General features: G+C 71.1%; 1 protein-coding gene. It reads right to left on the reverse strand.

Annotation, left to right across the window (positions count from 1 at the left end):
* Positions 1–59 precede the first annotated feature (59 nt).
* Entirely contained in the window at positions 60–24,464 is a 24,405-nt protein-coding gene (locus ACGFZK_RS26685; protein WP_393851388.1) for a type I polyketide synthase, read from the reverse strand.
* Positions 24,465–24,571 lie beyond the last annotated feature (107 nt).

Here is a 24,571-nt window from a genome sequence, read left to right on the forward strand (position 1 = left end):
TGGAACGTCACCCCCTGGGGAATTGCAGAATGCATACGGACATCGGATCGGTCATCAGATCAGGATTTTCCGAATTCGTTGTTGATGATGTCGAAGAGGTCGTCGGCGGATGCCGATTCGATGGCTATTTCTTCGTCCTCTCCGATGACCGCTCGTTCTGCCCTGTTCCAGTTCGACAGGAGCGATTCGAGCCGTGCGGTGACGCGAGCGCGTTCGGTGGTGTCCTCGGGAACCGACGAGAGGAGGAATTCCAGCTTGTCGATCTCCGCGAGTGCGGGGAGTTCGGGCGTGGTGTCCTCGCCGAGGAGTTCCGCCCTGATGTGCGCGGCCAGTGCGGCCGGGGTCGGGTAGTCGAAGACCAGGCTTGCGGGCAGCCGCAGTCCGGTGGCGGTGGTGAGGCGGTTGCGCAGCTCGACCGCGGTGAGCGAGTCGAAGCCCAACTCCTTGAAGGCACGGGCCGCCTCGACCGTCGTCGCTCCCTCGTGTCCGAGGACGACGGCGACCTGCGCACGGACCAGGTTCAGGACGACACCCTCGGCCTCGGTTCCGCTCATCCCACGCAGCTCGGCTTCGAGGCCCGCCGCTTCCTCGGCCGCGGTGGCGGCTCCGTCCTGCTCTGCCGCCAGAGCGCGGCGCACCTCGGGGAGGTCGGTGATCAGCGGACGCGGCCGGGCGGCGGTGAACGCCGGCACGAACAGGTCCCAGTCGACATCGGCCACCGTCACTGCCGTCTCGTCCCCGTCCAGTGCCTGCTGAAGGGCGGCGATCGACAACTCCGGCGCCATGACGGACAGGCCGCGGCGGCGCAGTTGCTCGGCCGCCTCCTCGTCGGCGACCAGCCCACCCTCGCCCCACGGACCCCAGGCCACGGACGTGGCTGTCAGCCCGCGGGCCCGGCGCTGCTGAGCCAGGGCGTCGAGGTGGGCGTTGGCCGCGGCGTAGGCGCTCTGGCCTCCGCTGCCCCAGACGCCGGCGATGGAGGAGAAGAGGACGAAGGCGTCCAGCTCCGTGTCGCCGAGCAGTTCGTCGAGGTGTGCGGCGCCCGCGACCTTGGCGGCGACGACGTCCGCGACCTCGCCGGGGCCGGTCTCGGCGAGCGGCGCGAACTGCCCGGCACCCGCCGTGTGGAAGACGGCGGTGAGGCCGGGACCGTACATGCCGTCGGCGAGCCTGGCGAGCAGCTCCGACACGGCGGCCCGGTCGGTCACGTCGCAGGCGACGGCCGTGGCCCCTGCCCCCAGAGCGGCGATCTCGGCGACCAGGGCCTCGGCGCCGGGCGCCTGCGGGCCCCTCCTGCTGAGCAGGACCAGGTGCTCCGCGCCGTGTGCCGCGAGCCAGCGGGCGACGTGCCCGCCGAGCGCGCCCGTGCCTCCGGTGACCAGGACAGTGCCGCGCGGCCGCCAGGCGGAGCCGGCCGACGCGCCGTCGCCCGGTGTCCCGCTGTCGGCGGGCTGCCCGGCGGCGGGAGGCACGGCGTGCCCGATACGGCGGGCGAGCAGGCCCGCGGACCGTACAGCGATCTGGTCCTCGTCCCCGGCACCCGCGAGGACGGCGAGCAGCCGGTCGAGTGCCCGCCCGTCCGCCGGTACGGGCAGGTCGACGAGTCCGCCCCAGCGCTCGGGGTGTTCCAGGGCGACGACCCGGCCGAGGCCCCAGACCTGTGCCTGTGCCGCGCTCCTGATCCGGTCGGAGGGTGCGGTCGCCACGGCGCCGGTGGTGAGGCACCACAGCGGGGCGTCGACTCCGGCGTCGCCGAGTGCCTGTACGAGCGTCCCGGTCAGGAGCAGCCCGGTGGGCACCGCCGGGTGGGCCGGGTGGGGGTGTTCGGCGAGCGCCAGCAGGGACAGCACGCCATCGGCCCGATCGCCCGCGAGCACCTCACGCATCCGGCCTGCCAGGCCTTCGCGATCCAACTCGGATGTCTCCAGGGCTACTTCCCGTACGTCCACTCCCTGTGCTGCCAGCGCGGCGGAGACCGCGGGCAGGTCGACGGGGCCGGTGGCGGGGGTCACGACGAGCCAGGTCCCGGCCGGCCGGGCGATGGCCGGATCGGCCATCGGCTTCCAGGTGACCGAGTAGCGCCAGCCGTCGACGACCGACTGCTCCTTGCGCTTCCGCCGCCAGGCGGACAGTGCGGGCAGCAGGGCGCTCAGCGGCTGGTCGGCGTCGATGTCCAGGGTGGCGGTGAGCGCGGGGAGATCCGCGTTGTCCACGGCCGCCCAGAACTGCGCGTCCACGGCCCCGAGCGAGCCGGGCAGGGGCTCGACGGCCGCCGCGGCGGGCGCCTCCTCCAGCCAGTAGCGCTGGCGCTGGAAGGCGTAGGTGGGGAGGTCGACGCGCTGGACGCCGATCCCGGTGCCGGAGCCGGAGTAGTACGCGTGCCAGTCGACGGCGATGCCGTGGGTGTGCGCGTGGGCGAGGGCCGTGGTGACGGTCTCCGCCTCGGGGCGGCTCTTGCGAAGAGCGGGCGCGAACAGCGCTTCGTCGCCCGTCAGGCAGTCCTGGGCCATGGCCGAGAGGATGCCGTCGGGGCCGAGTTCGATGTACGTCGTGACGCCCGCGGCCTCCAGCGTGCGGATGCCGTCCAGGAAACGGACGGCCTCACGGACGTGCCGGACCCAGAAGTCCGCCGAGCCCATCTCATCGGTGACCAGCGCCCCGGTGAGGTTCGAGACGACCGGGATCCGCGGAGCCCCGTACGACAGCCCCTCCGCCACCTTGCGGAAGTCGGCGAGCATGCCGTCCATGTGCGGCGAATGGAACGCATGGCTGACCGTGAGCCGCTTCGTCTTGCGGCCGGTGAAGGACTCGGCGATCGCCACCGCCTCGGCCTCGTCACCCGCAATGACCACGGCCTGGGGGCCGTTGATCGCGGCAATGCTCACCCGATCGGTCAGCAGCGGCAGCACCTCGTCCTCCGACGCCTGGACGGCGACCATCACGCCGCCAGTGGGCAGTGCCTGCATCAGGCGACCACGAGCCTCAACCAGAGCACAGGCGTCCTCCAGCGAGAACACCCCCGCCACATGCGCGGCCGCAATCTCACCGATCGAGTGCCCGGCCAGGAAGTCGGGCTTCACGCCCCAGCTCTCCACCAGACGGAACAACGCCACCTCAACGGCGAAGAGAGCCGGCTGCGTGTACGCGGTCTGGTCCAGCAAGTCGTGCTCGGTTCCGAACAGAACGTCCTTCAAGCGCAGTTCCAGACGAGCACACACCGCATCCAACGCATCCGCGAAGACGGGATACGCCTCGTACAGCTCCCGGCCCATCCCCAGCCGCTGACTTCCCTGCCCCGTGAACAGGAACGCCAGCCCGCCCTCGGTCACCCTGCCCTGCACCAGGCCCGGAGCAGCCTGTCCGGAGGCCAGCGCCTTGAGAGCGGCCAGGAACTCGTCACGCTCCGTCGCGACGACCACGGCGCGCCGCTCAAGGGCCGCCCTCGATGTCGCGAGGGAATAGGCCACGTCGGCGGGCTGGAGGAGCGGGTCGGAGGCGATGCGCGTCCGCAGCCGCTCGGCCTGGACGCGCAGCGCCGCCTCGCTCTTCGCCGAGAGCGCCCACGACATGACACCGGGCTGATGCGGTCGGGCGGGCGGGTTCGCCTCCTCAGGCTTCGGTGCCTGTTCCAGAACCGTGTGAGCGTTGGTGCCGCTGAAGCCGAACGACGACACACCTGCGCGACGCGGGCGACCGGTCTCGGGCCACTCGACGGCGTCGGTCAGCAGGGCGATGTCGCCGGCCGACCAGTCGACGTGCGGGGTCGGCTCGTCCACGTGCAGGGTCTGTGGGAGCACCCCGTGCTGCATGGCGAGGACCATCTTGATGACGCCCGCGACACCGGCGGCTGCCTGCGTGTGGCCGATGTTCGACTTGATCGAGCCGAGCCACAGCGGCTGGTCGGCCTCGCGCTCGCGGCCGTACGTGGCGAGGAGTGCCTGCACCTCGATCGGGTCGCCGAGCCTCGTGCCGGTCCCGTGCGCCTCGACCGCGTCCACTTCTGCGGCGGACAAGCCCGCGTTGGCAAGGGCCTGGCGGATGACGCGCTGCTGCGAGGGACCGTTCGGCGCGGTCAGGCCGTTGCTCGCACCGTCCTGGTTGATGGCCGAGCCACGGACCAGGGCCAGGACCGGGTGACCGTTCCTGCGGGCGTCCGAGAGCCGCTCCACCAGGAGCATGCCGACGCCTTCGCCCCAGCCCGTACCGTCCGCGGCCGCCGCGAACGCCTTGATACGGCCGTCCTCCGCCAGGCCACGCTGACGGCTGAAGTCGATATAGGCACCCGGCGACGACATGACGGTCACGCCACCGGCCAGTGCGAGCGAGCACTCGCCGCTGCGCAGCGCCTGGACCGCCCAGTGAAGGGCGACCAGCGAGGCTGAGCACGCGGTGTCCACCGTGACGGCCGGGCCCTCCAACCCGAAGGCGTAGGACAGTCGGCCGGAGACGACGCTCGCCGCATTGCCGGTACCGAGGAAACCTTCGATGCCGTCCGGGACGTTCTGGAGCATTGCTCCGTAGTCCTGGCCGTTGGTGCCGACGAAGACACCGGCCTGGCTGCCCCGCAGCGACGACGGGTCGATCCCGGCCCGCTCGAAGGCCTCCCAGGTCGTCTCCAGGAGCAGTCGCTGCTGGGGGTCCATGGCGAGCGCCTCGCGCGGCGAGATCCCGAAGAAGTCCGCGTCGAAGTCGGCAACGTCGTAGAGGAACCCGCCTTCACGGGCATAGAAGGTGCCCTGCTTGTCGGGGTCGGGGCTGTAGAGCCGGCTCAGATCCCAGCCGCGATCGGCGGGGAACTCACCGATCGCGTCACCACCGGTCGACAGCAGCCGCCACAGGTCTTCCGGGGTCCGTACACCACCGGGGAAGCGGCAGCTCATCGCGACGATCGCGATCGGATCGTCGTCGACGACGACGTTGGACACCGGACCGGACACCACGACCTGAGTGCCGAGCAACTCGCCGCGCAGGTACGCAGCGAGAGCCGTGGCGGTCGGGTAGTCGAAGATCAGTGTGGCCGGCAGGCGTACGCCGGTCGCGGCCCCGAGCCTGTTGCGCAGCTCGACGGCGGTCAGGGAGTCGAAACCGAGTTCCTTGAAGGCCCGTTCGGCACCCACGGCGTCCGCGCCGCCATGTCCGAGTACGGCGGCGACATGTGTACGGACCAGGTTCAGAAGCTCCCGCTCCTGCTCGGCCCCACCGAGCGCGGCCAGCCGCTCGACGAACGAGCCGGCGCCCTCGGAGGGCGTTGCGCCGCCTGTACGGGAATCCGTTCCGGCGGGGCGAGCCTCGGGCAACTCGGCAAGGAGGTTGCTGGGGCGCACGACGGTCAGGGCAGGGGCGAACCGCTGCCAGTCCACGTCGACCACCGTCAGCGCCGCATCGGCGGACCCGACGCTCTGACGCAGAACGGTCAGTGCCGCGTCCGGCGCCATCGGGGGCAGTCCCTCGCGGCGCATCCGTGCGTCCATCGCGTCGTCGGCGGCCATGCCGCCCTCGGCCCACGGACCCCACGCGAGGGACGTCGCCGCGAGACCATCCGCACGCCGCTGCTCGGCCAGAGCATCCAGGAAGGCATTGGCAGCCGCGTAGTTGGCCTGGCCCGCAGCACCCACCGTGCCACTCATGGACGAGAACAGAACGAAGGCAGAGAGCTCGATACCCAGCTCGGCCGTCAGCTCGTGGAGGTTGAGTGCGGAGACGGCCTTGGCCCGCAGCACGCTGTCGATCCGGTCCGGAGTCAACGCATCCAGCACACCATCGTCCAGCACACCAGCCGTGTGCACCACAGCCGTCAAAGACCCCGCCTCAGCCGTCAGCAAGTTCCGCAGAGCGTCGCGGTCGGCCGCATCACACGCCACGACCGAAGCCTCAACGCCCAGGCTCATGAGCTCCTGGACGAGCTCCGCCGCACCCGGAGCATCCAGGCCACGACGACTGGTCAGAACCAGACGCTCAACGCCCGCCCCCGCCAGCCAACGCGCCACCCGACCACCCAGAACACCCGTACCCCCCGTCACCACAACCGTGCCAGTCGGGGCCCACGCCGCAGCACCTTCGCCGCGTGGTGCACGCACCAGACGACGACCGAACACACCAGAAGAACGAACCGCGACCTGATCCTCACCAGAACCCGCCAGCACACCCACCAGACGAGACACAGCCCGCTCGTCCAGCACCTCCGGCAGATCGACGAGTCCACCCCAACGCTCGGGAACCTCCAGAGCAGCAACCCTGCCAAGACCCCACACCTGCGCCTGAACCGGCGACACCAACCGATCCGAACGACCCACCGACACCGCACCACGCGTCAGACACCACAACGGCGCCCCCACCCCGGCATCACCCAGCGCCTGCACCAAACCAACAGTCGCCGACAACCCCTGCGACTCATCCAACCCCAGAAGGGAAACCACACCCGCGACAGACCCCTCGCCGGCCAGCAACCCAGCCAGTGCAACCCGATCCGCACCCGCCTCCACCACAACCCGACGGACCTCAACACCACGCCCGACGAGCGCACCCACCACAGCCGAGTCATCCACACCCCCAGCCGGCGAAACCACCACCCAGGAACCGGACAACCCCGCCACCGAGACATCAGCCAGCGGCTTCCACGACACCCGATAACGCCAACCGTCCACCTCCGACTCCGTACGACGTCGGCGGCGCCAAGCGGACAGGGCGGGGAGGACGCTGTTCCACGCGCTCTCGTCGTCGACCTCAAGGGTGGCGGCCAGCGACTCCAGATCCTCGCGCTCCACGGCATCCCAGAAGCGAGCGTCCACCGCGTCGGCGACGCCGCTCTGCGCGGCGCCGGGGATCTGCAGCCAGTAGCGCTGCCGTTGGAAGGCGTACGTCGGCAGATCAATCCGCTCAGCGCCGGTCCCGGCGAAGAACGCGGCCCAGTCGACGTCCACACCCCGCACATGCGCCCGAGCCACGGCGGCGACCGCGGTCTCGGCCTCGGGACGGCCCTTGCGGAGGGCGGGCGCGAAGGTGGCGCCGTCCTTGCTGAGGCAGTCCTGGGCCATGGCCGACAGGACGCCGTCGGGACCGAGCTCGACGTACGTCGTAACCCCAGCAGCCTCCAGAGCGCGGATGCCGTCCAGGAAACGCACCGCCTCGCGGACATGACGCACCCAGAACTCGGCCGAGCCCATCTCCTCCGAGGCCAGCGCACCCGTCAGATTCGACACCACCGCAATGCGCGGAGTCTCGTACGACAGCCCCTCCGCCACAGCCCGGAAGTCCTCCAACATGCCGTCCATGTGCGGCGAATGGAAGGCATGACTGACCGTGAGCCGCTTGGACTTGCGGCCGGCGAAAGACTCGGCGACCGCCACCGCGTCGGCTTCGTCGCCCGCGATCACAACCGACCGCGGACCATTGATCGCGGCAATACTCACCCGGTCGGTCAGCAGCGGCAGCACCTCGTCCTCCGACGCCTGAACGGCGATCATCACACCGCCGGTCGCCAGCGCCTGCATCAACCGCCCACGCGCAGACACCAGAGCACAGGCGTCCTCCAGCGAGAACACCCCCGCCACATGCGCAGCCGCGATCTCACCGATCGAATGACCCGCCAGGAAGTCGGGCTTCAGACCCCAGCTCTCCACGAGCCGGAACAGGCCCACCTCAACCGCGAACAACGCAGGCTGCGTATACGCGGTCTGGTCGATGAGGCCACTTTCGGCCCCCGCGAACAGCACGTCCTTCAGCGGGACTTCGAGCTCCATTCGGGCGCAGACCGCGTCCAGCGCGTCCGCGAACACCGGATACGCCTCGTACAGCTCACGGCCCATCCCCAGCCGCTGACTCCCCTGCCCCGTGAACAGGAACGCCAGCTTCCCGCCCACCGACGAACCCTCCACAACCCCCGCCGCCGAACCGCCGTCCGCCAGCGCCTCAAGGCCGGCCATCAGCCCCTCACGGTCGGCGGCGACCACGGCCGCACGGTCCTCGAAGGACGCCCGTCCTACCGCCAGCGACCGGGCGATGTCGACCGGACGCAGTTCCGGTGTGCGGAGCACGTACGACCGGAGCTGACGTGCCTGCGCTCGCAGCGCGTCCCGGCCCTTGCCCGAGAGCACCCACGGCACCACCGGAACCGTCGGCGCGCTCGGCGCCTCAACAACCCCTGACACCGGGGTCGCTTCACGGGCCGGCGGCTGCTCGATGATCGTGTGGGCGTTGGTGCCGCTGATGCCGAACGAGGACACGCCCGCACGGCGCGGACGGCCCGTCTGCGGCCATGGCATCGCCCCGGTCAGCAGGGAGACCTCACCGGCCTCCCAGTCGACCTGCGGGGTCGGCTCGTCGACGTGCAGCGTCTGCGGCAGCACGCCGTGCCGCATCGCCATGACCATCTTGATGATGCCCGCGACACCGGCAGCCGCCTGCGTGTGACCGATGTTCGACTTGATCGAGCCGAGCCACAGCGGGCGGCCCGCCTCACGCTCACGGCCGTACGTGGCCAGGAGTGCCTGCGCCTCGATCGGGTCGCCGAGCCGGGTGCCCGTACCGTGGGCCTCCACCGCATCGACGTCGGCGGCCGACAGACCGGCGCCGGCCAGCGCCTCGCGGATGACCCGCTGCTGGGACGGCCCGTTCGGAGCGGTCAGACCGTTGCTCGCACCGTCCTGGTTGATCGCCGAGCCCCGGACCACGGCCAGGACCGGGTGCCCGTTGCGCTCGGCGTCGGAGAGGCGCTCCACCAGGAGCATCCCCGCGCCTTCGGCCCAACCCGTACCGTCCGCTGCCGCGGCGAAGGACTTGCACCGGCCGTCGACCGAGAGGCCGCGCTGCCGGCTGAAGTCGACGAAGGTCTCGGGGGTGGCCATGACGGCGACACCGCCGGCCAGTGCCATCGTGCACTCGCCGGTGCGCAGCGCCTGGATCGCCCAGTGCAGGGCGACGAGAGACGACGAGCAGGCCGTGTCGACGGTGACCGCCGGGCCTTCGAGGCCGAAGGTGTAGGCGATCCGGCCGGAGGCGATGCTGCCGGCGTTGCCGGTGCCGAGGTAGCCCTCGACCCCCTCGGGCAGTTCGACGCCGCTGCCGCCGTCGCCGATGCCGGTCACGTAGTCGTGGTACATCACACCGGCGAATACGCCCGTACGGCTTCCGCGCAGCGTCGCCGGGTCGATTCCGGCCCGCTCGAACGCCTCCCACGAGGTTTCCAGCAGCAGGCGCTGCTGCGGGTCCATGGCGAGGGCCTCGCGCGGCGAGATCCCGAAGAACCCGGGATCAAAGTCGGCCGCGTCGTGCAGGAAGCCGCCTTCGCGGGTGTACGAGGTGCCCGCGTGGTCGGGGTCGGGGTGGTAGAGGGCCTCGACGTTCCAGCCACGGTCGGACGGGAAGGCGCTGATGCCGTCGCCGCCGGTGGCGACGAGCTGCCACAGGTCCTCCGGCGACCGTACGCCGCCGGGGAAGCGGCAGCCCATGCCGACGATGACGATCGGGTCCTCGCCGGTCGCGGCCGTGACCGTGGCGGGCCGTGCGGGTGCCTTCCGACCGCTTACGGCGTCCTGGTGATCGGCAGTTCCCGCCAGCTCGGCGAGCAGGTGCCGGGCCAGCGCCACCGGAGTCGGGTAGTCGAAGACGAGGGTCGGCGAGAGCCTGAGGCCGGTCTCGGCCTTCAGGACATTGCGCAGCTCCACGGCCGTGAGGGAGTCGAATCCGAGCTCCTTGAAGGCGCGGTCCGCGTCGACCGCGCGGGCGTCGGTGTGGCCGAGGACTTCGGCCACCCGCCCGCACACCAGGTCCAGCAGCATGTCCTCGCGGTCCGCGTCCGGCAGGGCGAACAGCCGGGCCGTCAGGGGCGATGCCCCGTCCGCCGCCGCGCGCTGCTCGACCGCTCGCCGCGAGGGCACCCGTACGAGGGCGCGCAGCAGCGCCGGTGTCTCGCCCGTGGAGACGGCCTGCGCCCGCGCCACCGCGAGGTCGAGCCGCATGGGCAGCAGGACCGCCGCATCGACCGTCATCGCGGTGTCGAAGAGGGCAAGGCCCTCGTCGCCGGAGAGCCCGCCGACGCCGTCCCTGGCGATGCGCCGCAGGTCGACCTCGTCCAGCTGCTGGGCCATGCCGCCCGCATGCGGAGCCCACAGGCCCCACGCGAGCGAGGTGGCGGACAGACCTTCGGCTCGGCGCTGCTCCGCCAGGGCTTCCAGGAAGGCGTTGGCGGCCGCGTAGTTCGCCTGCCCGGCCGCGCCGAATGCGGCGGCCGCGCCCGAGAAGAGAACGAACGCCGAGAGGTCGAGGTCCCGTGTCAGCTCGTGCAGGTTCCAGGCAGCGTCCACCTTCGGACGCAGGACGGCGGCCACGCGCTCGGGGGTGAGCGAGGAGAGGATGCCGTCGTCCAGTACGCCTGCCGTGTGCACCACCGCGGTCAGCGGGTGCTCGGACGGTACGGACTCGATGAGCGCGGCGAGCGCGTCACGGTCGGCGGCGTCGCAGGCGACGAGCTCGGCGTGCGCCCCCAACCGTGCAAGTTCGGCGACCAGTTCGGCCGCACCCTCGGCCTCGGGCCCGCGGCGGCTGGTGAGCAGCAGTCGCTCCGCCCCGTACGCCGTCACCAGATGGCGGGCGAAGAGTCCGCCCAGGGTGCCGGTGGCCCCGGTCACAAGCACCGTGCCGGATGGGGCGCCGAGGGTGCTGAGCGGCTCTGCCGCGGCGTCCGCCGACGGGACGCGCGCCAGGCGCGGCGTGCGGAGTTCTCCGCGCCGTATCGCCAGTTCCGGCTCACCCGCGGCCAGCGCGGCGGGTACCGCCGCGACCGAGGCCGCGTCCTGGTCGAGGTCGAGCATCAGCAGCTGGCCGGGGTTCTCGGACTGCGCCGAGCGCAGCAGGCCGCGTACGGCGCTGCCCGCCAGGTCCTGAACGCCCGCGCCGGGCTCGGCCGCCACCGCGCCGGAGGTCAACCACACCAGGCGCGTGGCGGCGAACCGCTCGTCCGCCAGCCAGTCCTGCACGAAGGACAGCGTGTCCGTCACGGCCGCGTGCACGGAGGCCGCCGTGGCGTCCTGCGCCGGACGGGCCGTCGGGGGTACGAACACGGCGTCCGGCACCGGCTCGCCGGCCGCGAGCGCCGCACCGAGGGCGGGGGCATCGTCGTACTCGGTCACCTGCGCGCCGGTGGCCGCCAGATCGAGTCCGTCGCGGCCCAGGACAGCCCATCGCCGTCCGGTGGAGTCGCCGTGCGGCGCGGCAACTCCGGCCGCGGGCAGCCACTCCACCTTGAAGAGTGAGTCGAAGTGACCGCCGTCGGCCGCGCGTACCTGTTCGGCCGACGCGGTACGCAGGGTCAGCGACTCCACGGCCGCCACCGGACGCCCGGTCTCGTCCGCCACGAGCAACGCCACGGTGTGGGCGTCGTCGGGCGTGTGCGGAGTCAACCGCATCCTGAGGGAGGAGGCGCCCACCGCGTACAGCGAGACTCCGGACCAGGAGAAGGGCAACAGCGCGCCGGTCGTCGCCGGTTCGGGGCGATCGTCGTGGCCGATGGCGTGCAGACCGGCGTCCAGCAGGGCCGGGTGCAGCCCGAACCGTGCCGCCTCACGGCGGGCTTCGCCCGGGAGCGCCACTTCGGTGAACAGTTCGCCGTCCCGCCGCCAGGCCGCCTTGAGCCCCTGGAACAGCGGGCCGTAGGCCACACCGACCTCGGCGAGCTCCGCGTACAGACCGCGCACGTCCACGGGTACGGCTCCGACCGGAGGCCACGTGGCCAGCTCCGCGAACTCCCCGGTTCCTTCCGGCAGTTCCCGGCGGGAGGAACCGGCGGTCAGCACGCCGGAGGCGTGACGCGTCCACGGCTCCTCCGCGAAGGCGTCCTGCCGGCGGGAGTGCACACTGAACGGTCGCTGCCCGGGCCCGCTCGGCGCCTCGACGACGAGCTGGAGCTGCACACCGCCCCGCTCGGGGACGACGAGGGGCGCTTCGAGGGTCAGCTCCTCCACCACATCGCATCCGACCTGGTCACCGGCCCGGATCGCCAGGTCGACGAAGGCCGTGCCCGGCAGCAGGACGCTGCCGAGGATGGTGTGGTCGGCGAGCCAGGGGTGGGTGTCGAGCGACAGGCGGCCGGTGAAGAGCACGCCCTCGGAGTCGGCGAGCGCCACCGCCGCACCCAGCAGCGGGTGCCCGGCATCCCCGAGCCCGATCGCCGTCGGGTCGCCGGTGGCGAACGCGGCAGCGCTGGGCCAGTAGCGCTGGCGCTGGAAGGGGTAGGTGGGGAGGTCGACGCGCTGGGCGCCGGTCCCGGAGAAGTACGTCTGCCAGTCGACGGGAATGCCGTGGGCGTGGGCCGTGGCGAGGGCGGTGGTGACCGTCTCGGCTTCGGGGCGTGCCTTGCGGAGTACGGGGATGAAGACGGAGTCCTCGCCGCTCACGCACTCCTGGGCCAGGGCGGACAGAACACCGTCGGGACCCAGCTCGACGTACTTGGTGACACCCGCAGCCTCCAGGACGCGGATGCCGTCCAGGAAACGGACGGCCTCGCGGACGTGCCGGACCCAGAACTCGGCCGAGCCCATCTCGTCGGAGACCAGGGTGCCGGTGAGGTTCGAGACCACGGGGATGCTCGGAGTCTCGTAGGTGAGGCTCTCGGCGATCTCACGGAAGGCGTCGAGCATGCCGTCCATGTGCGGCGAATGGAAGGCGTGGCTGACGGTCAGTCGCTTGGACTTGCGACCCGTGAAGGACTCGGCGATGGCTACGGCGTCGGCCTCGTCGCCCGCGATCACGACCGACTGCGGACCGTTGATCGCGGCGATGCTCACGCGGTCGGTGAGCAGCGGCAGGACCTCGTCCTCCGACGCCTGAACGGCGATCATCACACCGCCGGCCGGCAGCGCCTGCATGAGCCGGCCGCGGGCGGAGACCAGCGTGCACGCATCGTCGAGGGACAGCACCCCCGCCACATGCGCGGCCGCGATCTCACCGATCGAATGACCCGCCAGGAAGTCGGGCTTCAGACCCCACGACTCCACCAGCCGGAACAACGCCACCTCGACCGCGAACAACGCAGGCTGCGTATACACGGTCTCGTCCAGCGCAGCACCATCCGCCCCGAACAGCACATCCTTCAGCGGCACTTCGAGGTCCATGCGGGCACACACCGCATCCAGCGCGTCCGCGAAGACGGGATACGCCTCGTACAGCTCACGGCCCATCCCCAGCCGCTGACTCCCCTGCCCCGTGAACAGAAACGCCGTACGGCCGTCACTCACGGCCCCGGTGGTGATCCTGGGCGAGGGATCGCCGTCCGCGAGGCCTGCCAGTGCGTCCCGGAATTCCTGTGGGTCGTCAGTGGTCAGGACTGCGCGGTGTTCGAGGTGTGCACGTGCCGTGGCGAGCGAGAAGGCCAGCTCGTCGGAGCCGAGCCCGTTGTTGTCCGTGGCCTCCAGGTGCGTGCGCAGTACGGCCGCCTGGGCGCGCAGGGCCTCGGGGCTCTTCGCGGAGAGGACGTACGGCAGTGGGAGCGCGAGGGCCGGAGCGGTGGGCGTCGCCTCACCGTCCACCACGTGCTCGACCGCCGGCGCCTGTTCGATGATGGTGTGGGCGTTGGTGCCGCTGATCCCGAAGGACGACACTGCGGCTCGTCGCGGCCGGTCCACCGTCGGCCAGGCCGTCTGCTCGGTCAGCAGAGTGACGTCGCCTGCGGTCCAGTCGACGTGCGGGGTCGGCTCGTCGACGTGAAGCGTCTGCGGCAGCACGCCGTGCTGCAGGGCGAGGACCATCTTGATGATGCCCGCCGCGCCCGCCGCGGCCTGCGTGTGACCGATGTTCGACTTGATCGAGCCCAGCCACAGCGGGCGGCCCTCGGAGCGCTCCTGCCCGTACGTGGCAAGGAGAGCCTGCGCCTCGATCGGATCACCGAGCTTCGTACCCGTACCGTGCGCCTCCACCGCATCGATGTCGCCCGCCGACAGGCCCGCGCTCGCCAGCGCCGCGCGGATCACCCGCTGCTGGGAGGGACCGTTCGGAGCGGTCAGACCGTTGCTCGCACCGTCCTGGTTGACGGCCGAGCCACGCACCACGGCCAGGACCGGGTGACCGTTCCGCTCGGCATCGGACAGCCGCTCCACCAGGAGCATGCCGACGCCCTCACCCCAGCCCGTACCGTCCGCAGCCGACGCGAACGCCTTGATACGTCCGTCTTCCGCGAGCCCACGCTGACGGCTGAAGTCGACGAAGTTCTCGGGCGTGGACATGACGGTCACGCCGCCGGCCAGCGCCATGCTGCATTCGCCGTTGCGCAGGGCCTGGATCGCCCAGTGCAGGGCGACCAGCGACGACGAGCACGCCGTGTCGACCGTGACCGCCGGCCCTTCCAGGCCCAGCACGTAGGAGACACGACCGGACATGACACTGCCCGCATTGCCCGTGCCCAAGTGGCCTTCCAGGCCCTCCGGTTCACGGGTGATGAGGGACAGGTAGTCCTGGCCGTTGGTTCCGACGAAGACACCGGTCTGGCTGCCTCGCAGCGAGGACGGGTCGATCCCGGCCCGCTCGAAGGCTTCCCAGGACGTCTCCAGGAGCAGCCGCTGCTGCGGGTCCATGGCGAGCGCCTCGCGCGGCGAGATCCCGAAGAAGGCAGGATCGAAGTCCGCGGCCCCGTCGAAGAATCCGCCTTCGCGGGTGTACGAGGTGCCCGGCCGATCCGGGTCGGGACTGTAGAGCCTGTCCAGGTCCCAGCCGCGGTCGGCCGGGAACGCGCCGACGGCATCCGTGCCGTCCACGAGGAGCTGCCACAGGTCTTCCGGGGTCCGTACGCCGCCGGGGAAACGGCAGCTCATCGCCACGATCACGATCGGATCGTCGTCGGTGGCGACCACCGCGGGCAGCAGCGTGTCGGCGACGCGCACGCTGCCGACCAGCTCGCCCCGCAGGTACTCCGCGAGAGCGGCAGACGTGGGGTGGTCGTAGATCAGCGTGGCCGGGAGCCGAAGCTCGGTGGCCGAGCCGATGCGGTTGCGCAGCTCGACGGCCGTGAGGGAGTCGAAGCCAAGCTCCTTGAACGCCCGTCCCGCGCCTACGTTTTCCACACCGGCGTGGCCGAGCACGGCGGCGACCTGCGTACGGACCAGCTCCAGCAGCTCTCGCTCCTGCTCGGCGGGCGCGAGGGCGGACAGCCGCCCGGAGAGGGAGCTCGGACGGTCGGCGCCGACGGCGGCCTGCGCGCGATCCTGTGTCGCGCGGGCGTCACGGACGTCACGCAGCTCACTGAACAGTTCGCTGTTCCGTGCGGCGACGAAGCCCGGGAGGAATCGGTCCCATTCGACATCGGCAACGGTGAGAACGGCGTCCTCGCTTGCGACGGCCTGGCGGAGGGCGCGGATCGCCTGATCCGCGGGCATCGGAGGCACACCGTCTCGGCGCATGCGGGCTTCGAGTGTCTCATCGGCGGCCATGCCGCCCTCGGCCCACGGACCCCACGCGAGGGACGTCGCCGCGAGACCGTCGGCGCGCCGCTGCTCGGCCAGAGCGTCCAGGTAGGCATTGGCGGCCGCGTAGTTGGCCTGACCGGCCGAACCCACCGTGCCGCTCATGGACGAGAACAGAACGAAGGCGGAAAGCTCGATACCGAGCTCGGCCGTGAGCTCGTGGAGGTTGAGTGCGGAGACGGCCTTGGCCCGCAGCACGCTGTCGATCCGGTCCGGAGTCAACGCATCCAGCACACCATCGTCCAGCACACCGGCCGTGTGCACCACAGCCGTCAAAGACCCCGCCTCAGCAGAGAGCAGAGCACGCAGAGCGTCACGGTCGGCCGCATCACACGCCACGACCGAAGCCTCAACGCCCAGGCTCGTGAGCTCCTGGACGAGCTCCGCCGCACCCGGAGCATCCAGGCCACGACGACTGGTCAGAACCAGACGCTCAACGCCCGCCCCCGCCAGCCAACGCGCCACCCGGCCACCCAGAGCACCAGTGCCCCCCGTTACGAGGACCGTGCCGCTCGGCGTCCAGGACTGAGATCCCCCGGCCCGTGGTGCACGCACCAGACGACGACCGAACACACCAGAAGAACGAACCGCGACCTGATCCTCACCAGAACCCGCAAGCACACCGACAAGACGGGACACAGCCCGCTCGTCCAGCACCTCCGGCAGATCGACGAGCCCGCCCCAACGCTCGGGAACCTCGAGGGCCGCAACCCTGCCAAGACCCCACACCTGCGCCTGAACCGGCGACACCAACCGATCCGAACGACCCACCGACACCGCACCACGCGTCAGACACCACAAAGGCGCCCCCACCCCGGCATCGCCCAGCGCCTGCACCAAACCAACAGTCGCCGACAACCCCTGCGACTCATCCAACCCCAGAAGGGAAACCACACCCGCGACAGACCCCTCGCCGGCCAGCAACCCAGCCAGTGCAACCCGATCCGCACCCGCCTCCACCACAACCCGACGGACCTCAACACCACGCCCGGCCAGCCCGCTGGTCACGGCCTCGACCCGCGCGTCGTCCCCCTCACGTCCGGCGGGTACAGCGACGAGCCATGTCCCGCTCACCACGCCGGAGGACACCGCAGCCGTCACCGGCTTCCAGCTCGTCCGATAGCGCCATCCGTCGACCTGGGCCTGCTGTCGGCCCTGCCGACGCCAGGCCGAGAGCGCGGGGACTACGCTCCCCCACGCGCTCGCGTCGTCGAGGCCGAGCAGCGCAGCAAGAGACTCGACGTCTTCCTGCTCGACGACATCCCAGAAGCGAGCGTCCACCGCGTCGGCCATCCCGCCGACCGGCGCATTCTCCGCCGTCGTCGCGGGCCAGAACCGCTGTCGTTGGAAGGCGTAGGTGGGCAGGTCGACCCGTTGGACGCCGGTCCCGGCGAAGAACGCGGCCCAGTCGACGTCCACACCCCGCACATGCGCCCGAGCCAGCGCGGTGACCGCGGTCTCGGCCTCGGGACGGCCGGAGCGCAGGACCGGAACGAAGGCAGCACCGCTCTCGCTGACGCACTCCTGCGCCAGTGCGGACAGCACACCGTCCGGGCCGAGCTCGACGTACGTCGTAACCCCAGCAGCCTCCAAGGCGCGCATCCCATCGAGGAAACGCACCGCCTCGCGGACATGACGCACCCAGAAGTCGGCCGAGCCCATCTCCTCCGAGACCAGCGCACCCGTCAGATTCGACACCACCGCAATGCGCGGAGTCTCGTACGACAGGCCCTCCGCCACAGCCCGGAAGTCCTCCAACATGCCGTCCATGTGCGGCGAATGGAAGGCATGACTGACGACGAGCTGATGCGTCTTACGGCCCTGAGCCCGGAAGGCGTCCGCGATCGCGACAGCGTCGACCTCGTCACCAGCGACCACGACCGACTGCGGACCATTGATCGCAGCAATGCTCACCCGGTCGGTCAGCAGCGGCAGGACCTCGTCCTCCGACGCCTGCACCGCGATCATCACGCCACCACCAGGCAGCGCACCCATCAACCGCCCACGCGCCTCAACCAGCGCGCACGCATCCTCCAGCGAGAACACCCCCGCCACATGCGCCGCCGCGATCTCACCGATCGAATGACCCGCCACGAAGTCCGGCCGCAGACCCCACGACTCCAGCAGACGGAACAGCGCCACTTCAACGGCAAAGAGAGCCGGCTGCGTGTACGCGGTCCGGTCGATGAGGTCACTCGCGCGTCCCGCGAACAGCACGTCCTTCAGCGGGACTTCGAGGTCCATTCGCGCGCACACCGCGTCGAGCGCGTCCGCGAAGACCGGATACGCCTCGTACATCTCACGGCCCATCCCCAGCCGCTGACTCCCCTGCCCCGTGAACAGGAACGCGAGCCCGCCGTCGGCCACCGTGCCCTGGACCAGACCCGGAGCCGGCTCGTCGGCAGCGAGGCTTCGCAGTGCGGCCGCGAGCCCTGTGCGGTTGTCCGCGTCGCCGACCAGGATCGCACGCGTCTCCAGCCCGGAGCGGCCGGTCGTGAGGGAGTAGGCGATGTCACCGACGGGGACGGCCGGGTTCCCGACCAGGTGGGTCGCCAGTTGCTCCGCCTGTGCGCGCAGGCCGACGTCGTTCTTGGCAGAGATGACCAGCGGCAGAACGGACGGGACCGTCCCCGCGCCGGTCGTCGGCTCGGCGTCGTCGGCAGGGGCTTCTTCGATGATGGTGTGGGCGTTCGTACCGCTCAGGCCGAACGACGACACACCTGCCCGCCGCGGGTGGCCGGTCTCCGGCCACTCCCGCTGCTCGGTGAGCAGGGCGATGTCGCCCGCCGACCAGTCGACGTGCGGGGTCGGCTCGTCCACGTGCAGCGTGCGCGGGAGCACACCGTGCCGCATCGCCATGACCATCTTCATCACGCCCGCGACACCCGCGGCGGCCTGCGTGTGGCCGATGTTCGACTTCACGGAGCCCAGCCACAGCGGCCGGTCCTCCGGGCGGCCCTGGCCGTACGTGGCGAGGAGGGCTTGTGCCTCGATCGGGTCGCCGAGCTTCGTTCCCGTGCCGTGCGCCTCCACCGCGTCCACGTCGGCGGCCGACAGCCCTGCACCGGCCAGTGCCTGGCGGATGACGCGCTGCTGGGAAGGACCGTTCGGCGCGGTCAGACCGTTGCTCGCACCGTCCTGGTTGATCGCCGAGCCCCGCACGACCGCCAGGACCGGGTGCCCCTTGGCACGTGCGTCGGACAGCCGCTCCACCAGGAGCATGCCGACGCCCTCGCCCCAGCCCGTACCGTCCGCAGCCGCCGCGAACGCCTTGATACGGCCGTCCTCCGCGAGCCCCCGCTGACGGCTGAAGTCCACGAAGGCGTCGGGAGTGGACATCACCGTGACACCACCGGCGAGCGCCAAGGTGCACTCGCCCTGGCGCAGCGCCTGCACAGCCAGGTGCAGAGCGACCAGCGACGACGAGCAGGCCGTGTCGACCGTGATCGCCGGGCCTTCGAGACCGAAGACGTACGAGAGCCGGCCGGAGACGACGCTGGCCGCGTTGCCCGTACCGACGTGTCCTTCGAGTCCGTCGCCTTCGCGCGCGACCAGCGAGAGGTAGTCCTGGCCGTTGGTACCGACGAAGACACCGGCCTGGCTGCCTCGCAGCGACGACGGGTCGATCCCGGCGCGCTCGAAGGCCTCCCAGGAGGTTTCGAGCAGCAGGCGCTGCTGCGGGTCCATGGCCAGCGCCTCGCGCGGCGAGATCCCGAAGAAGTCCGCGTCGAAGTCCGCGACGTCGTAGAGGAACCCGCCCTCACGCGCGTACGAGGTCCCCGACCGCTCCGGATCAGTGCTGTGGAGGCCGTCCAGGTCCCAGCCACGATCGGCCGGGAACGCGGCGACCGCGTCCGAGCCGTCCGCGAGGAGCTGCCAGAGCTCCTCCGGAGTCCGTACGCCACCCGGGAAGCGGCAGCTCATCGCGACGATCGCGATCGGATCGTCATCGGTGGCGACCACGGCGGGCAGGAGCGGGCCGGCGTCCTGCGCGCTGCCGACCAGTTCGCCCCGCAGGTACTCGGCGAGTGCGGCCGACGTGGGGTAGTCGTACACGAGCGTCGTGGGGAGCCGGAGATCGGTGGCGGCACCGAGGCGGTTGCGCAGCTCGACGGCCGTGAGGGAGTCGAAGCCGAGTTCCTTGAACGCCCGTTCGGCACCGACCGCGTCCGAGCCGTCGTGCCCGAGTACCGCGGCTACGTGCATACGGACCAGGCTGAGCAGCTCCCGCTCCTGCTCGGCCTCGGTCAGGCCCGCCAACCGGCCCGAGACGGTGGCGGCGACGTCGGCGCCCGTGACCACGGCTCCGTGGCCGGTAGCGGCTGCTGCGCCCTCCGCGCCGGCGACGAGGTCGCCGATCAGCGGGTTGGGGCGGACGGCGGCGATGACGGAGGAGAAACGCTCCCAGTCGATGTCGGCAACGGTCAGTGTTGCCTCGCCCGCGCCAACGGCCCGCTCCAGTGCGCCCATCGCGGAGGGGGGCGCCATGGGGGGCATGCCCTCGCGCCGCATCCGTGCGTCCATCGCGTCGTCGGCGGCCATGCCGCCCTCGGCCCACGGACCCCAGGCGAGGGACGTCGCCGCGAGACCGTCGGCGCGCCGCTGCTCGGCCAGAGCGTCCAGGAAGGCATTGGCGGCCGCATAGTTGGCCTGACCGGCCGCACCGACCGTCCCTGTGACAGAGGAGAAGAGGACGAGGGCGGAAAGCTCAATACCGAGCTCGGCCGTGAGCTCGTGGAGGTTGAGTGCGGAGACGGCCTTGGCCCGCAGCACGCTGTCGATCCGGTCCGGGGTCAACGCATCCAGCACACCGTCGTCCAGCACACCAGCCGTGTGCACCACAGCCGTCAAAGACCCGGCCTCAGCCGTCAGCAAGTTGCGCAGAGCGTCGCGGTCGGCCGCATCACACGCCACGACCGAAGCCTCGACGCCCAGGCCGGTGAGCTCCTGGACGAGTTCCGCCGCACCCGGAGCATCCAGGCCACGACGACTGGTCAGAACCAGACGCGATGCCCCCGCCCCCGCCAGCCAACGCGCCACCCGGCCACCCAGAGCACCAGTGCCCCCCGTTACGAGGACCGTGCCGCTCGGCGCCCACGTCGAAGCACCTTCGCCGCGTGGTGCACGCACCAGACGACGACCGAACACACCAGAAGAACGAACCGCGACCTGATCCTCACCAGAACCCGCAAGCACACCCACCAGACGAGACACAGCCCGCTCGTCCAGCACCTCCGGCAGATCGACGAGCCCGCCCCAACGCTCCGGAACCTCCAGAGCAGCAACCCTGCCAAGACCCCACACCTGCGCCTGAACCGGCGACACCAACCGATCCGAACGACCCACCGACACCGCACCACGCGTCAGACACCACAAAGGCGCCCCCACCCCGGCATCGCCCAGCGCCTGCACCAAACCAACAGTCGCCGACAACCCCTGCGACTCATCCAACCCCAGAAGGGAAACCACACCCGCGACAGACCCCTCGCCGGCCAGCAACCCAGCCAGCGCAACCCGATCCGCACCCGCCTCCACCACAACCCGACGGACCTCAACACCACGCCCGACAAGAGCACCCACCACAGCCGAGTCATCCACACCCCCAGCCGGCGAAACCACCACCCAAACACCGGACAACCCCGCCACCGAGACATCAGCCAGCGGCTTCCACGACACCCGATAACGCCAACCGTCCACCTCCGACTCCGTACGACGTCGGCGGCGCCAAGCGGACAGCGCAGGAACGACCTCGCTGAGCGGCTGTTCGCTGTCGAGGTCCAGTTCGAGGGCAGCGGCGAGTACGGCCACGTCCTCGTGCTCGACAGCGTCCCAGAACACGCTGTCGGCCTGATCGGCACCGCGCGCCGTCTGCGCGGCGGACTCCGCGGGCACGGTGCGGGAGTCCATCCAGTAGCGCTGACGCTGGAAGGCGTACGTCGGAAGCTCGACCCGTCGCGCACCGGTGCCGGCGAAGAACGCGGCCCAGTCCGCCTCCGCACCCCGGACGTGGGCGCGCGCGACGGCGTTGAGCAGAGTGGTCGCCTCCGGGCGGCCGGAACGCAGTGCGGAGGCGAAGGCGGTGCCCTGCGGGTCGACGCAGTCCTGTGCCATGGCGGTGAGCACCGCGTCCGGCCCGAGCTCCAGGAAGGTCCGGGCGCCTCGCTGCTCGAGGGTCCGTACGCCGTCGAGGAACCGTACGGTGTCCCGGACGTGGCGCACCCAGTACTCGGGGGTGGCCAGTTCGGCGGCGGTCGCGGTGGTGCCGGTGAGGAGAGAGACGACGGGGAGGGTGGGCCTGCCGTAGTCCAGTACCTGGGCGACGCGGAGGAACTCCTCCAGCATGCCGTCCATGTGGGGCGAGTGGAACGCGTGGCTGACCGTCAACCGCTTCGTCTTGCGGCCCCGGGCCTCGAAGCTCTCCGCGATCGCGACCGCCGCGTCCTCGTCGCCCGCGACGACCACGGCTTGCGGACCGTTGATCGCGGCGATGTTCACCCGGTTGCCCAGCAGGGGCAGGACCTCGTCCTCCGAGGCCTGCAGCGCGATCATCACGCCACCGGTCGGCAGCGCCTGCATCAGGCGGCCGCGTGCGGCGACGAGCATGCAGGCGTCCTCCAGTGAGAACACCCCCGCCACGTGCGCGGCCGCGATTTCACCGATCGAGTGACCCGCCACGAAGTCGGGCTTGAGACCCCAGCTGTCGACCAGTCGGAACAGCGCCACCTCGACGGCGAACAGCGCCGGCTGCGTGTAGGCGGTCTGGTGCAGAAGTGCGGCCTCGGGGCTGCCCGCATCGGCGAACAGCACGTCGAGGAGCGGGATTTCGAGCTGGTCGTCCAGGTACCAGCAGGCGTCGTCGAGGGCGTCGGCGAACACCGGGTAGGTCTCGTACAGTTCGCGGCCCATGTCCAGCCGCTGGCTCCCCTGGCCGGTGAAGAGGAAGGCGAGCTTGCCCGGTGCGGGGGCGCCCTGGACGACGGAGGGTGTGTCGGTGCCCGCGGCGAGGGCGTGCAGTGCGTTCAGGAACGTTTCGCGGTCGTCACCGAGCACTACGGCGCGCTGATCGAAACGGCCTCGGGTGGTCGCGAGGGAGTGGCCGATGTCGAGCGGGGTGACGTGCGGCTGCGCCGCGATCATGGTGCTCAGCCGGCGCGCCTGGGCGCGGAGGGCCTCGGGGGTCTTGGCGGAGAGCGCCCACGGCAGGGGACCCGGCGTTGTGGAGGTGTCCTGCGCCTGGGCGGACATGTCCGGCGCCTGGCTGCGGCTGGAGTCGGGTACCTGGGCACCGGCCGTGCGCGTGCCGTCGCGGTCCTGGGCCGCCGGCTCTTCGATGATGGCGTGGACGTTGGTGCCGCTCATCCCGAAGGAGGACACGCCCGCACGGCGCGGGCGGTCCGACTCCGGCCACTCCACCGCTTCCGTCAGCAGGGTGACCGCTCCGGCCTCCCAGTCGACGTGCGGGGTCGGCTCGTCGACGTGCAGCGTCCGGGGCAGTACGCCGTGCTGCATCGCCATGATCATCTTGATGATGCCGGCGACACCGGCGGCGGCTTGGGTGTGGCCGATGTTCGACTTCAGAGAGCCGAGCCACAGCGGCCGGTCATCGGTGTGCTCCTGGCCGTACGTGGCAAGGAGCGCTTGGGCCTCGATCGGGTCGCCGAGCCGGGTGCCGGTGCCGTGCGCCTCGACGACGTCGACCTCGGCGGCGGACAGGCCGGCGTTGGCGAGGGCCTGGCGGATGACGCGCTGCTGGGACGGACCGCTGGGTGCGGTGAGGCCGTTGCTGGCGCCGTCCTGGTTGATGGCGGAGCCGCGGACGACCGCGAGAATCCGGTGGCCCTTCGCGCGCGCGTCGGAGAGCCGTTCGACCAGCAGCATGCCGGCGCCCTCGCCCCACGCCGTACCGTCGGCGGCGGCCGCGAACGGCTTGCAGCGGCCGTCGGGAGCCAGGCCGCGCTGGCGGCTGAAGGCGAGGAACGAGCCGGGGCTCGCCATGACCGCGACGCCGCCGGCGAGCGCGAGGGAGCATTCGCCGGTGCGCAGCGCCTGGACGGCGAGGTGGAGGGCGGCGAGCGAGGAGGAGCAGGCCGTGTCGACGGTGACCGTCGGGCCTTCGAATCCGAAGGTGTAGGCGATACGGCCGGAGGCGACGCTGGCCGCGTTTCCGGTGACGAGGTAGCCCTCGAATCCGTCGGCGGCGTCCTGGAGCCGGGGGCCGTATTCCTGGGTTTCGGCGCCGACGAATACGCCGACTTGACCGCCGCGCAGTTCGGCGGGGTCGACTCCGGCGCGGTCGAATGCCTCCCAGGACGTTTCGAGAAGGAGTCGCTGCTGCGGGTCCATGGCGAGCGCTTCGCGCGGAGATATCCCGAAGAATGCTGCGTCGAATGCGTCGGCGTCGTGCAGGAATCCGCCCTCGCGGGCGTAGCTGGTGCCGGCCCGGTCGGGGTCCGGGTCGTACAGCGCGTCGATATCCCAGCCGCGCCCGGTGGGAAATGCAGAAATGGCGTCGGTTCCGGTCTCGACGAGGTCCCACAGCGCCTCGGGGGACTGCACGTCGCCGGGGAAATGGCAGCCGATACCGACGATGGCGATGGGTTCGTCGCTGCCGACCGCGGCCGTGACGGCCGTCTCGGCGGGCCCGGTCAGTCCGAGGATCGCGGCGTGCAGATGGCGGGCGAGGTGCGCGGGGGTGGGGTGGTCGAAGGCCAGGGTGACGGGCAGTCGAAGACCGGTTCCAGCGACGAGCCTGGCGTGCAGGTCGACGGCGGCGAGCGAGTCGAAGCCCAGGTCCAGGAAGGGGCGGTGGGGGTCGAGGCTGTCGGGGGCCGTGTTCCGCAGTGCGGCGGATGCCAGCGTGGACACCCACTCCAGCAGTGCGGCGTGCTGCTCGGTCTCGGTGAGGCCGGTCAGGCGTTGCTGCCACGACGTCGTGCCTTCAGGACTTTCGCCCTGCGTTCCACCGGCTTCGGAGGCGACATTGATTTCGGGCGTGAAATCCTCGGACTCGTTCAACATCGCGCGCTCCACTACCCCCGAATAAAGAATCCAAGACCAGGGGTCACTCTTGCATGCGGGAGAACTGGGAGAAACCCCTAACAAGCCCCTACGGACCCCTAACCCGG

The organism is Streptomyces sp. NPDC048257 (assembly GCF_043201855.1).
Classification (GTDB): Bacteria; Actinomycetota; Actinomycetes; order Streptomycetales; family Streptomycetaceae; genus Streptomyces.

Coding starts and splice junctions, on each gene's coding strand:
- ACGFZK_RS26685 (WP_393851388.1), bottom strand. CDS start 24,464: ATGTTGAACGAGTCCGAGGATTTCACGCCCGAAATCAATGTCGCCTCC.